Here is a 12,594-nt window from a genome sequence, read left to right as displayed (position 1 = left end):
TACCTCCAAAGTTAGTATAACCAAGTCAAGCGAGGAGATATGTATGTCTTCCTGATAAGGAAGAGAAGGTCCAAACAAAACAAAAAAAGCACGTAATTTGCCGCTACATGCTTTCTATCTTATAAGAAACCCACGACATACCTCTCGATAGCTCTCCACAAACGGAACGTTTGTGACAGTTCTGCACTTATTAAATGCAGACCCAGCAAGCGTGTGTGGTGGACACGACTTACTTCGGCAATCATTCCTTTCTCATTTCTTCATCAATGCCACTACATCTCCTGAAATGATACTCTTAATGACTGCAACCTCTACCTCACCGAGATACGAATGAGGATTTATGTATTAAATTAACATGTTTAAGAGTAACAAATGTATTTTTATACGTCAATGGATATAGTAATAATCAGATTATAGAGAAGAATTTGTTATTAGGTCCTGGAGAGTTTTAACTAAAAAGCAGCTGACCTAAATATTAGATCAGCTGCTACATATAAGATTAAACTAAGTTTAATACAGTTACTTTTTGACGAGTCATAGACTCAAGGCTCTTACGAATACCTTGTGCGCCCATACCTGAACCTTTTACACCGATGAATGGGAAGTGGTCAGGGCCGCGCTCTGTGCGTCCGTTAATTTGAACAGAACCAGTGTCGATTTTGTTAGCAATTGCAAATGCTTTGTTAATGTCTTTTGTGAAGACACTTGCTTGCAGACCGAACTCTGATTTGTTAGCAATTTCAATCGCTTGTTCGTCAGAAGAAACACGGATGATTGGAAGGATTGGGCCAAATGGCTCTTCCCAAGCAACTTTCATTTCTTCTGTTACGTTGTCGATTAATGTTGGATAAATTAGGTTGCGCTCACGTTTGTTACCGATAACGATTGTTGCACCTTTTTCAGCAGCATCGTCAATTAAACCTTGAACGAAGTCAGCAGATTTGTCGTCGATTAATGGAACGATTGTGCTGTTTTGTTCTGGAGATCCAACTGATAGTTCAGCTACTTGCTCTTTTAATAAGCCAGCTAGTTCGTCTGCTACATTTTCATGTACAAGTACACGCTTAATAGCTGTACAACGTTGACCTGAGTAAGAGAATGCACCGCTTACGATATGCTTTGCAGCTTCTTGTAAGTCTGCATCTTCACAAACGATACCAGGATCTTTACCACCAAGTTCTAATACAAGTGGAATCATCGCAGCTTTTTTCGCTAAATGTTTACCTGTATTTGTACCACCTGTGAACGATACCATATTTACGCCAGGATGTTCTACTAAGTAGTCACCAATTACAGAACCGCGTCCTGTAGCTACGTTTACAAGACCTTTTGGAAGGCCAGCTTTATGAAGTGCTTCAACCATTTTAACACCGCTAATTGCACCTTGAGTTGCTGGTTTGAAGATAACAGCGTTACCCATAATAAGTGCTGGTGCAAGTTTTGCAGCAGATAAGTTTACTGGGTAGTTAAATGGTGCAATTGCTAATACAACACCAAGTGGTGCGCGCTGAATAATCGCAAGTTTAGATTTAGAGCCACCAGGGAAGCTATCACCCATCATGCTTTCACCGTGCATGTGAAGTGCTTCGTCAACTGTGTAACGAATTAAGTCAGCTGTACGAACGACTTCTTTTTGCGCATCTTTATAGCCTTTACCGACTTCTTTCATAATGATATCGGCAATTTCATCTTGCATATTTACGAGCTCATCAGCCCATTTATATAAATATTTTGCGCGATCTTGTAGAGAAGCTTCAGCCCATGATTTTTGAGCTTCTTTTGCAGATGCAATTGCTTCATCTACTTCTCCTTGCGTAATTGCTTGTACTTGCCCAATTACTTCGTGTAAGTATGGAGATGGAATGTCGATTGTTTGACCTGAAGAGCTTTCTCTCCATTCTCCGTTTAAATAAAATTTGTACGTATTGCTAGTTGTCATGATTAGTCCTCCTAAAATAGCAACTTGTAAGAGTGAGTATAAGGTGATTGTAGGTGGTTTGATAATATTTTTCAAATGAAATGTTTGTGAAAACGATTTCTTACTATTTTTTTATTTTGTATGCCCTTTCTTACAGAAGATTCCCTTATTTCAAACTGAATTATAAGTAGAATGCATCACTTTTATTTTTTGTGATAAAAGATTATTTTATTCTAAAGCGAAAAAAACAATTGACAGAATACTCAATAAAGTTGTAAGATTATAAATGGAAAATAAATGAAGGGGGTGTGCGTAATGATTGTAATCGTAAATGTAATGGGCTTAGCTCTGTTAAATGGCGGAAAACATTCATATCATTACGCAACCCGTGCGGATATATAGGACCTTTTTGTCTTATGAGAAGCGTACGTTGCGTATATCGTAACGTACGCTTTTATGCATTCTATTGCATATCGTCAAGCGGCGGTATGCTTTTTTTTGTTTATCCCGCATTAACGGGCAGTAAGACTCCCGCCTCAAAATTCAGCTGGAGCAAAGAAGTTGGGCGGGAAATCAACTGCCCGTAAACGCCCGATTGGTGAAGGCTAATAATCAGTGGGGAATGAACAAAACCCCCACTGATTAAAGTTTCACTTTATTTTCCTTGTTACTATAAAAAATCAGAATTTGGAAGGTGGAAAAATGTGATGAAATTGTATGGCTTACGAAATGTAAATGTGATGGGTTTGGATAGCGGATAAAGAAATGTGAATCAAACGGGAACGAGAAAGGAGAGGTTATATTGTTTTCAGTATTACTAAAGTTAAGCTGGTTTTTTAGAGAGCATTGGAAAAGGTATAGTATTGCAATTGGGGTACTTTTAATTGTAAACGTGATAGAGGTAATTCCACCGAAAGTGTTAGGAATTACAATTGATAATATTAAAACGGGAGCCTTAACGAATGAGGCGATTATGCAATATATTCTTATTTTACTTGGGGTAACGATTGGTGGGTATGTACTTACTTTCATTTGGCAGCACCAACTATTTGGCGGTGCGTTCGTACTTGAGAAAATGATGCGTTCAAAATTTATGGGGCACTTACTTAAGATGACACCGACGTTTTATCAAAAAAATCGTACTGGCGATTTAATGGCGAGAGCGACAAATGATTTAAAAGCAATCTCCATGACAGCTGGTTTTGGTATATTAACGCTCGTTGATTCTAGTCTATATATGCTTACAATCGTTTGTATGATGGGCTTTTCAATTAGTTGGCAGTTAACATTTGCTGCGCTTATACCGCTTCCGATTATGGCGTATGCGATGAATAGATACGGAAAGAAGTTGCATGAAAGATTTACAGTCGCGCAAGATGCGTTCGGGGATATGAACGATAAAGTACTTGAATCAATTGCGGGTGTACGCGTTATTCGTGCGTATGTACAGGAGAACGCTGATCAAGAAAGGTTTCATCATTTAGGAGATGACGTATACGAGAAAAATATGAGAGTAGCAAGAATCGATGCATTATTCCAGCCAACTGTAAAAATGCTCGTCGGTCTTAGCTATTTAATTGGTTTAGTGTACGGTGCATATCTCGTATTCCAATCAAAGGTGACACTTGGTGAGCTCGTTTCTTTTAACGTCTATTTAGGGATGATGATTTGGCCGATGTTTGCAATTGGTGAATTGATTAATGTTATGCAAAGAGGAAATGCGTCGCTCGACCGTGTAAATGAAACGTTAGCTTATGAACCGGATGTAAAGAATCCGAAAGATCCAAAGGTTGTACAAGAGCCAGATTACATTCAGTTTGATAACGTTACTTTTTCATATCCTTCATCAAATGAAACGAATTTGAAAAATGTTTCGTTCTCTTTAAAACAAGGAGAGACACTTGGAGTTGTTGGGAAGACAGGAAGCGGGAAAACGACGCTCGTTCGTCAGTTTCTTCGTCAATATCCACTTGGAGAAGGGGATATTGCGGTTTCTGATGTGAAGCTAGATAAAATTACGAATGATAACGTACTTGGCTGGATTGGGTATGTACCTCAGGAACACATTTTGTTCTCAAAAACAGCGAAGGAAAATATTTTATTCGGAAACAGAGAAGCGACTGAAGAAGAACTTGAAAAAGCGATTGAAATAGCTGCGTTTAAAAAAGATTTAGAGTTTTTACCGGAAGGTTTAGAAACGCTCGTTGGAGAGAAAGGTGTTTCTTTATCAGGTGGGCAAAAGCAAAGGATTTCAATTGCAAGGGCTGTTATTCAAAATCCGGAAATTTTAATTTTGGACGATTCTTTATCAGCTGTTGATGCTCGTACAGAAGCAGCAATTATTGAAAATATACGAACAGAAAGAAGCGGGAAGACGACGATTATAACGACGCATCGTTTGTCAGCAGTGCAGCATGCTGATTGGATTCTCGTTATGGATAACGGTGAGGTTATTGAAGAAGGCTCGCATGAAGCGCTCGTTCGAAATGGGGGCTGGTATGCAGAGCAGTTCGAAAGACAACAAGGTGAAAGTGAAAGTACGGATAGTGGGGTGAAAATATGAGTGTTTCAAAACGATTGTTTCAATACGCGATGAAAGTAAAAGGGCCGATTTTTGCAGCGATGGCGATGCTATTTGTTTTCGTTATTGCAGAACTCGCGGGTCCTTTCGTCGCAAAAACGATGATCGATGAGCATATCGTTGGAATAGAGAGACCCTGGTATGAAACAGAAAAGAGTGAGGATGCTGTTTCATATAATGGCGCCTTTTATAAGCGAAGTGATCGCTTTGAACAAGGTGAGCAAAAAGGGAAAGAAGTCCGAGTGATTCAAGTTGGTTTTCAGTACTATTTTGTACCGAATAAAATAACGCTTGAAGGAACTCGTTCTGTTAAGGGTGATGTGCTTACAGTACAAAGTGGTAAGGCAGTGCAAGTGTATAAATCGAAAGCCTTAACGAAAGAAGAAGTATTTGCGTTTTATAAACCAGAAATAAATAGGTTATTACTACTTGGCGGTGGATATTTCGCTTTATTAGTAGTCGTATCATTATTTGCATACGGAAAGCAGTTCTTCTTACAGAAGGCGGCAAACAAAATTATTCAAATTATGAGGGAAGACGTCTTTTCCCATATTCAAACGTTGCCAATTCGTTATTTTGACCATTTACCAGCAGGGAAAATTGTATCGCGTGTAACGAATGATACAGAAGCGATTCGTGATTTATATGTAACAGTGCTTGCGACATTCGTCTCTAGTATCATCTATATTATCGGGATTTTCGCTGCGCTATTTTTACTTGATGTAAAACTGGCGGCACTATGCTTACTCATCATCCCAATTTTAATTGTTTGGGCGATTATGTATAGAAAGTATGCGTCTGTATACAATCATAAAATGCGTTCGCGTTTATCGGATATTAACGGAACAGTGAATGAATCAATTCAAGGGATGCCAATTATTCAAGCATTTCGTCAAGAACATGAAACGAAGAAGGAATTTGAAGAGTTAAATGGTGATTATTTTAAATATCAAAATAAAATTTTAAATTTAAATGCAGCAACTTCGCATAATTTAGTGTCTGTATTAAGAAACATCGCTTTTACAGGTGTAATTTGGTATTTCGGTGGTGCTTCATTAAGTGCTTCTGGCCTCCTTTCTCTAGGGATACTGTATGCTTTCGTCGATTATTTAACGAGATTGTTCTCGCCAATTACGAACATGGTGAACCAACTTGCTAACTTAGAGCAATCGCGTGTTGCATCAGAGCGCGTCTTTGAATTGCTAGAGGAAAAGGGAGAGGCAGTAGAAGAAGAACGTATGCCTCGCTTAACCGGAAATGTGAAATTCGATAATGTTTCGTTTTCTTACAATGGAAAAGATGAAGTATTAAAAAATATTTCTTTTGAAGCGAAACAAGGGGAGACAGTGGCACTTGTCGGTCATACTGGATCAGGAAAAAGTTCCATTATGAATGTGCTCTTTCAGTTTTATGAATTTCAAAAAGGGAAGCTTACGATTGATGGTCACGATGTAACAGAGATGCCGAAACAAGCAACACGTGAACATATGGGAATTGTATTGCAAGATCCGTTTTTATTTAGCGGGACAGTGGCATCCAATGTAAGCTTAGAAAATGAAGAAATTTCAAAAGATCGCATCGTAAAGGCGTTACGTGATGTTGGTGCGGAAAGGTTTGCGAACAATATAGATGAAAAAATTACGGAGAAAGGAAGTACACTTTCAACCGGAGAACGTCAGCTTATATCGTTTGCTAGGGCACTTGCTTTTGATCCTGCTATTTTAATTTTAGATGAAGCGACTTCCAGTATTGATACAGAAACAGAAGCGATGATTCAACAAGCGCTAGAAGTTGTGAAGAAAGGACGAACGACGTTTATTATCGCTCATCGTCTTTCAACAATTAAGAGCGCTGATCAAATTATTGTGCTTGATAGAGGAACGATTTTGGAAAAAGGTTCCCATGATGAATTAATGAAAAAGCGCGGGCGTTATTACGATATGTATAAAACGCAAATGGAAGGAAACCAGAGTGCTTAATTTTTAGAAGAACTTGCGATTTTCGCAAGTTCTTTTTTGATCGGATTGTCCGCTTAGAAGTTAATATATTTCACCGGCTGAAAAACTTATAAATAAGTAGGTATTGTTTTACCTTTTTCTTTATAAATGCTATATTAAAAAATGTTACTTATTTTTTGTATGTAGCGCTATTTTTCCATTTTGTTTGATTATGAAGAAAAAGGTTAAACTAAATAAGAACATTTTCATTGAAAAATTGTTCGAAATTGCATACAATCAATATAGTTTTTAAATTCCTATCAGAATACTTGGAGGACTACTATCATGAAAAAATTATTTTCAGTGCTTGCAGTAACTACATTAGCGATTGGGATTGTAGCGGGCTGCGGTAAAGAAGAGAAAAAAGATACAGCTAATCAAGATGCATTACAGAAGATAAAACAAAGCGGTGAGCTTGTAATTGGTACAGAAGGTACATATCCACCATTTACGTTCCACGATACAAACGATAAATTAACTGGGTTTGACGTTGAATTAGCAGAAGAAGTTGCAAAACGTTTAGGTGTAAAGCCTGTATTTAAAGAAACACAATGGGATAGCTTACTTGCAGGAATAGATGCAAAACGTTTCGACATGGTTGCGAACGAAGTTGGTATTCGTGAAGATCGGCAAAAGAAATATGACTTCTCTAGTCCATATATTTCTTCTTCAGCAGCATTAGTTATTGCGAAAGATAAAGATAAACCTGCTACATTTGCTGACGTAAAAGGATTAAAAGCAGCACAATCTTTAACAAGTAACTACGCAGATATTGCTAAGAAAAATGGTGCGGAAATCACAGGTGTAGAAGGATTTAGCCAAGCAGCAGAATTATTAAGTTCTGGCCGCGTTGATTTCACAATCAATGATAAATTATCAGTGTTAAACTATTTAGAAACGAAAAAAGATGCAAAAATTAAAATTGTAGATACAGAAAAAGAAGCGTCACAAAGTGGATTCTTATTCCGTAAAGGTAGCGACAAACTTGTACAAGAAGTAAATAAAGCGTTAGAAGATATGAAAAAAGATGGTACGTACGATAAAATAACGAAAAAATGGTTCGGTGAAAATGTATCTAAGTAGCGCATTGATGTCAGATCGATTGTCTACTTGGATAGATATTATGCAGACTTCCTTCGCGCCTATGCTGAAGGAAGCTGTCTTTACGACAATTCCGTTAACGCTTATTACATTTGTTATCGGTATTATACTTGCGACGTTAACAGCGCTCGCACGTATTTCAGGTAGTCGTATTTTACAATGGATTGCTCGTATCTATGTATCTATCATTCGCGGAACGCCACTTCTTGTACAGTTATTTATTATTTTCTATGGTCTTCCAACTCTTAATATTGAAGTTGAGCCATATACAGCAGCAGTTATTGGATTTTCATTAAATGTAGGTGCATATGCATCTGAAATTATTCGTGCTTCTATCCTTTCAATCCCGAAAGGACAGTGGGAAGCAGCTTACACAATTGGGATGACATACCCGCAAGCATTAAAACGTGTTATTTTACCACAAGCAACACGCGTATCAATTCCGCCGCTTTCGAATACATTTATTAGTTTAGTGAAGGATACTTCATTAGCGTCGTTAATTTTAGTAACAGAAATGTTCCGAAAAGCGCAGGAAATTGCGGCAATGAACTATGAGTTTTTAATTGTTTATTTTGAAGCAGGTCTAATTTATTGGGTAATTTGCTTCTTATTATCTATCGTGCAACAAATATTAGAAAAACGTTCAGAACGTTATACTCTAAAATAACCCTTTCATAAAAGGAGTTTTTGTTTTTATGATTTCAATTCAACATTTACAAAAAAGTTTCGGAGATAATACCGTATTAAAACATATAGACTTATCAGTTGAGAAGGGCGAAGTGGTTGTTATTATCGGGCCATCTGGATCTGGTAAAACGACATTCTTGCGTTGTCTCAACGTGTTAGAAACGCCGAACGCTGGTAACATTCGCATCGGCAATAAAGAGCTCGATTTCTCTCAAAAAGTATCGAAGAAAGATATTGTAAATCTTCGTACGCAAACAGGTATGGTATTCCAACACCATAATCTATTTCCTCATTTAACAGCAATTCACAATGTAATGGAAGGGCTCGTTACAGTGAAAAAGATGGGGAAAGAAGAAGCGAAGAAAAAAGCAAACTATTTCCTTGAAAAAGTTGGTCTTGCGGATAAAGTAGACTTATATCCGTTCCAATTATCAGGTGGACAACAACAGCGCGTTGGAATCGCTCGTGCGCTTGCGATGGAGCCGGAAGTTTTACTATTTGATGAGCCAACGTCAGCACTTGATCCTGAGCTAGTTCAAGAAGTTTTAAAGGTTATGAAAGAACTTGCTAAAGAAGGAATGACGATGGTCATTGTAACGCATGAAATGCGCTTTGCTCATCAAATTGCGAACCGTGTTATTTTCATGGATGGCGGTGTCGTTGTCGAACAAGGTACACCGGAAGATGTATTTACAAATCCAAAAGAAGAACGAACGAAGAAGTTTTTACAAATGTTGCAATAAATTAAGGAAGGTCTCAAGGCATATGCCTTGAGACCTTTTTGCCATATATATTTATTTTTGGAATCCGCCAAGGCTTTGCTCAGCCATTGCAACTAGACGTTTTGTAATTTCTCCACCAACAGAACCGTTAGCGCGAGCCGTAGAATCTGCTCCTAATTGTACACCAAATTCTTGAGCGATTTCGTACTTCATTTGATCGATTGCTGCTGTTGCACCTGGTACTACTAATTGATTGTAAGAACTTTGGTTTGCCATAGGAATATATCCTCCTTAGAGTTATAAAAATTTTTTTGGTTGGACTAGCTGGATTTGAACCAGATTATCGCCCCGTTTGGCGCTAATCCATCGGTAATTAAGTTTGTACTCATAGTATGGATGTTACCTAGAAAGATATACAAAAAAATAATTTGTAAATTTTGTAAAAAATATTTCATCATTTCGTAAATTATGAAATAAGAGTAATCGTTGTATTTTTAAGAAAGAAGGCTAAACTAAGAGCGAAATCATATGCGTTTTTTTCCTTGTATAACCAGCTTGGCTTACTTAACTTATGATTTGTTAAAGTGAGACAAATTCCAGTTTAGTAAAATGAAAATTAAATCGGGAGCAACTACATAGTTCTGTTTTAACCCAGGATGGGGCAGAAAAAGGAACTGACCGCGTCTATGCACGGCTAGATGCTCTCTTCAATCTAAAAAAAGGGCTTTTTAATTGTTTTTAAACGATAACGTATGGAGGAATCATGATGGGAATTTGCCCGCTTTGCAACGCGCTAGAATCACAAACATATTCTTGTCAAAATTGCCAAGGTATACTCCAAGATTATGGGAAAACTGTAGATTACATAGACGATTACAGTGCATATATGGATCAAGAATTATTAAGTGCAGTAGACGGTTTAACACATAATAATTCACAGGAGTATTGCAATCATGTTTTTTATTGCGGAGTATGTAATGTGGAAACAGAAGTTGTAGTGAAGCTCGTTTAAATAAAAAACTTCCACCTTATGAAGGAGGTGGAAGTTTTTGTTTTTGTATTTGTGAGTTAATCATAGGGGAAGGGATGTTTTCGGTATGTGACGAGGGATCTGATTTTATTTGTGACATTTTTTCTTTCGTGTCGCGCAAAGAGTGTTCAGTTAAATAGATGGCATATTCATAAAATAATTGGCGCGTAAGTTCACTTTGTTCTTTTAACTTTTCATCTTGGAATACAGTTCGCCCCGGTTTAGAATTTGCTTCAAATAGCCACGGGTTTTCCGTGGTGTCTAAACCAATGTCAAAACCAATTTCTCCAATGTTCCCGGTTACTTGCCCATCAAGTGCATAACTGATTTGTAAGGCTGTTTGTTTTAGTTTATTTTCAATTTGAACTTGCTTTGTTGAATCAGGAAATAGTTCCTGAAGTAATTTCGTATCACCGCCGCTATTTACGTGAGTTGTTAAGCTACCTTTGCCGGCGATTTTTGCGACGATTGCACTGACTACCCAATTACCAAAATGGTTTTTATTTGTATGAATGCGAAAATCGACGGGTTGCCCTTCGAAGCGGAGCAGTGAGATACCTTGTTGTACGATAAACTTTTTTAAATCATGTCCTTTTAACACATGGTTAAGAAGGGCTTCTAATGATTGATACTTTCTTAGTTTGTTTTGTTCATTTTCACGATAACGACAATAGTAGCAATTATCAGTTTGAGAATAGAGTATTTGATGAATATTTCTTCCGAAGCTACCGTGTATTGGTTTCATATAAATGTACTTATGCGTACCGAGAAGTCGTTCTACTTGTTCAAAATGTTGAAATACTTCTGTATTTGGTAAGAATGGTTTAATTGAATCTTCTTTCATTAAAAGTTGATGCACTTCCCATTTATTGAAAAATCCCGGATTAAACCACGGAATCGCATAGTCGCTTTCTAAACGTTTTTTTGCTCTTACGATAGGTTTGTAATTTTCTGCTTGCCGATTTGGTAATCGGTCGTAAATGACATTTGGTAAAGGGACTTTGTTTTTTACCCATTTTCCTTCTTGAAAGAAGTACCCTTCAATTGTTTCCTCTTCCCAGTTTATATGTTGAATGCCAAAGACAAATACAAATGGCTGCAATGTGAATGGTGGTGTTAATAACTCACTGAGAGAGATGGAACGACTTCCTAAAGGAGAATTAGAATCATCGTTAAAGCCAGTTGTGAAAATCCCGATTAATGGGCCGAAAACAATGGTTTGATTGTGTAAGAAGGCATGGATTGTTGCTGAATGCGGTAGTAAAAGATCGGCTGCAATCTGTTCGCCAATAATAATTTCTCGCGTGAATGAATAATGAATTTTAATATTCTCACATGTAATATAACGTAAGCCAAAGAAAAAGGATGTAATTGGTGGTGTAATAGAAAAAACGTAAGGTAAAGTAATACTATTTGGATGCTCATCTGAAATACTTAATGTATATATGTGCTCTTTCAACGGGGATTTCCTCCTTTCATTATGGTGTAAATCGGCTAAACTTTAATGGACCATGAAAAATTTGTTCAGCCAGTTCGTCGTTGTACCTAGTATAAACTTCGTAAGAAGGCATCGTATTGACGTACATAAGCCAAATGGCACCTTTTTGATCCATAATGGTAGAAAGCTCTAGTTCAAATAATGAAGAATAGGACTGATCGAGTGTTTTAAACACTTCATTTACAACATCATGTAAAGCATCTTTTAATAATTGAACGCCAGTTGGAGAAAGTAAATATTTAATTTTAGAAAATGGATGTAACATAGAACGTTCTGTTGCTGAAAGTAAAAATTGTGCTGGGAATGAAGATTTTTGTATAAATTGACCGAGCACTTTCCAATTCTGTTCTTTATTTTTTTGCATAATGGTTCGAATATGAATCGGATATGATAGTTGATTTGGAGGTTGTAACATTGGATGAATCATATAACGGAATGAGTGTATGTTCGATTTGCACCATGATATAAATTTATCTGTTCGTTTGAATTGAGTAGAAGTATGATGTTGTTCATTTATTGTATCGATATGAAATGTTTTATTTTTGTAAGTGGCCCGATATAAATTTTCATTGGAGTGTATATTGATTGGTCTTATAATAATATCTCTTGTTTCTAGTAGTAATTTAAAAATTCCTTGTACTGTTCCTTTTATTATTTTTGGTACGTAAGGGGAAAGACGTTTATTAGTAAGAAAAAGATTGTGTAAATCGCTTGGGTTAATAAGTGTGTTGTTTAAAAAAGTAGTGGAAGAACGTTTGTGTAATGAATGAATAATCGCATTTGCTTGTTGGAATTCCTCATCCTCTTTGAAATGACAACGATCATATATATATGAAGGAATGGGAAAGGTTTGATCTATCCAATTTCCTGTATCTGTATCGTAAATAAGACCAGAAACAAGATCTGTCTTTGAATCAATGCTAAACGGTGTGAATTGGGCAACGACGTTATGATAAAGACGAGCTCGCTTAGCGATTTCGGTGTAATACGTTTGCTCGTGATGGAGCCCGGAAGTTAAAAGACCAAGAACCAACGAAATCACTCCTTTAGTAATAAGATG

At 37.0% G+C, this 12,594-nt stretch carries 10 protein-coding genes and 1 riboswitch; of the genes, 6 read left to right on the top strand and 4 right to left on the bottom strand.

Going from position 1 to position 12,594, the window contains the following annotated elements; genetic code table 11:
• Positions 1 to 140: 140 nt before the first annotated feature.
• Positions 141 to 322, bottom strand: a riboswitch (Lysine riboswitch).
• A 177-nt stretch (positions 323 to 499) separates the two neighbouring features.
• A complete protein-coding gene (gapN, locus tag CQ058_RS15820) occupies positions 500 to 1,939 on the bottom strand; it encodes an NADP-dependent glyceraldehyde-3-phosphate dehydrogenase (RefSeq protein ID WP_002010835.1) in 1,440 nt (479 codons plus the stop codon).
• Between the two features lie 781 nt (positions 1,940 to 2,720).
• On the opposite strand from gapN, the gene CQ058_RS15800 reads away from it, so the two are divergent.
• From CQ058_RS15800 to CQ058_RS15780, 5 genes are all read left to right on the top strand, one after another.
• Positions 2,721 to 4,481 (top strand): ABC transporter ATP-binding protein, encoded by a 1,761-nt coding sequence (locus CQ058_RS15800; RefSeq protein ID WP_105589860.1) that lies wholly within the window; start codon positions 2,721 to 2,723, stop codon positions 4,479 to 4,481.
• Positions 4,478 to 6,478, top strand: coding sequence for an ABC transporter ATP-binding protein (locus tag CQ058_RS15795; protein WP_002188440.1), 2,001 nt, complete (start codon positions 4,478 to 4,480; stop codon positions 6,476 to 6,478). Before CQ058_RS15800 ends, CQ058_RS15795 begins: the two co-directional genes overlap by 4 nt.
• A 303-nt stretch (positions 6,479 to 6,781) precedes the next feature.
• Positions 6,782 to 7,579 carry an amino acid ABC transporter substrate-binding protein gene (locus tag CQ058_RS15790; protein ID WP_002030008.1) on the top strand — a complete coding sequence of 266 codons (798 nt, stop codon included), beginning with the start codon at positions 6,782 to 6,784 and terminating at the stop codon, positions 7,577 to 7,579.
• Complete coding sequence (locus CQ058_RS15785; RefSeq protein ID WP_012260384.1) at positions 7,566 to 8,264, top strand: amino acid ABC transporter permease; 699 nt, start codon at positions 7,566 to 7,568, stop codon at positions 8,262 to 8,264. The genes CQ058_RS15790 and CQ058_RS15785 overlap by 14 nt, the downstream gene beginning before the upstream one ends.
• A 28-nt stretch (positions 8,265 to 8,292) precedes the next feature.
• Positions 8,293 to 9,027 carry an amino acid ABC transporter ATP-binding protein gene (locus CQ058_RS15780; protein WP_002010843.1) on the top strand — a complete coding sequence of 245 codons (735 nt, stop codon included), beginning with the start codon at positions 8,293 to 8,295 and terminating at the stop codon, positions 9,025 to 9,027.
• A 51-nt stretch (positions 9,028 to 9,078) separates the two neighbouring features.
• Here CQ058_RS15780 and sasP read toward each other — a convergent pair whose 3' ends face one another.
• Positions 9,079 to 9,282 (bottom strand): small acid-soluble spore protein, SasP family, encoded by a 204-nt coding sequence (gene sasP, locus CQ058_RS15775; RefSeq protein ID WP_000013349.1) that lies wholly within the window; start codon positions 9,280 to 9,282, stop codon positions 9,079 to 9,081.
• Between the two features lie 490 nt (positions 9,283 to 9,772).
• On the opposite strand from sasP, the gene CQ058_RS15770 reads away from it, so the two are divergent.
• On the top strand, positions 9,773 to 10,018 hold the full coding sequence (locus CQ058_RS15770) for a hypothetical protein (RefSeq protein WP_002087367.1): 246 nt from the start codon (positions 9,773 to 9,775) through the stop codon (positions 10,016 to 10,018).
• A 16-nt stretch (positions 10,019 to 10,034) separates the two neighbouring features.
• Here the strand turns inward: CQ058_RS15770 and CQ058_RS15765 are convergent, their stop codons facing one another.
• Both CQ058_RS15765 and CQ058_RS15760 read right to left on the bottom strand, forming a co-directional pair.
• The gene (locus CQ058_RS15765; protein ID WP_002188444.1) at positions 10,035 to 11,495 is read right to left on the bottom strand and encodes a YheC/YheD family endospore coat-associated protein; all 1,461 of its coding nucleotides are present in this window, start codon (positions 11,493 to 11,495) and stop codon (positions 10,035 to 10,037) included.
• A gap of 19 nt (positions 11,496 to 11,514) precedes the next feature.
• Positions 11,515 to 12,567: a YheC/YheD family protein gene (locus CQ058_RS15760; protein WP_002188450.1), complete on the bottom strand. Its 1,053-nt coding sequence runs from the start codon at positions 12,565 to 12,567 to the stop codon at positions 11,515 to 11,517.
• Positions 12,568 to 12,594 lie beyond the last annotated feature (27 nt).

This window comes from Bacillus sp. MYb56, assembly GCF_002976445.1.
In the GTDB taxonomy this organism is placed as follows: Bacteria; Bacillota; Bacilli; order Bacillales; family Bacillaceae_G; genus Bacillus_A; species Bacillus_A mycoides.
Note: the sequence above shows the minus strand (reverse complement) of the source record. Positions and strands in the feature narration are given on the sequence as shown.

Excerpts from the sequence above, each read along its gene's own strand:
- gapN (WP_002010835.1), bottom strand. The coding sequence starts at position 1,939 with ATGACAACTAGCAATACGTACAAATTTTATTTAAACGGAGAATGGAGA.
- CQ058_RS15795 (WP_002188440.1), top strand. The coding sequence starts at position 4,478 with ATGAGTGTTTCAAAACGATTGTTTCAATACGCGATGAAAGTAAAAGGG.
- CQ058_RS15790 (WP_002030008.1), top strand. The coding sequence starts at position 6,782 with ATGAAAAAATTATTTTCAGTGCTTGCAGTAACTACATTAGCGATTGGG.
- CQ058_RS15785 (WP_012260384.1), top strand. The coding sequence starts at position 7,566 with ATGTATCTAAGTAGCGCATTGATGTCAGATCGATTGTCTACTTGGATA.
- CQ058_RS15780 (WP_002010843.1), top strand. The coding sequence starts at position 8,293 with ATGATTTCAATTCAACATTTACAAAAAAGTTTCGGAGATAATACCGTA.
- sasP (WP_000013349.1), bottom strand. The coding sequence starts at position 9,282 with ATGGCAAACCAAAGTTCTTACAATCAATTAGTAGTACCAGGTGCAACA.
- CQ058_RS15770 (WP_002087367.1), top strand. The coding sequence starts at position 9,773 with ATGGGAATTTGCCCGCTTTGCAACGCGCTAGAATCACAAACATATTCT.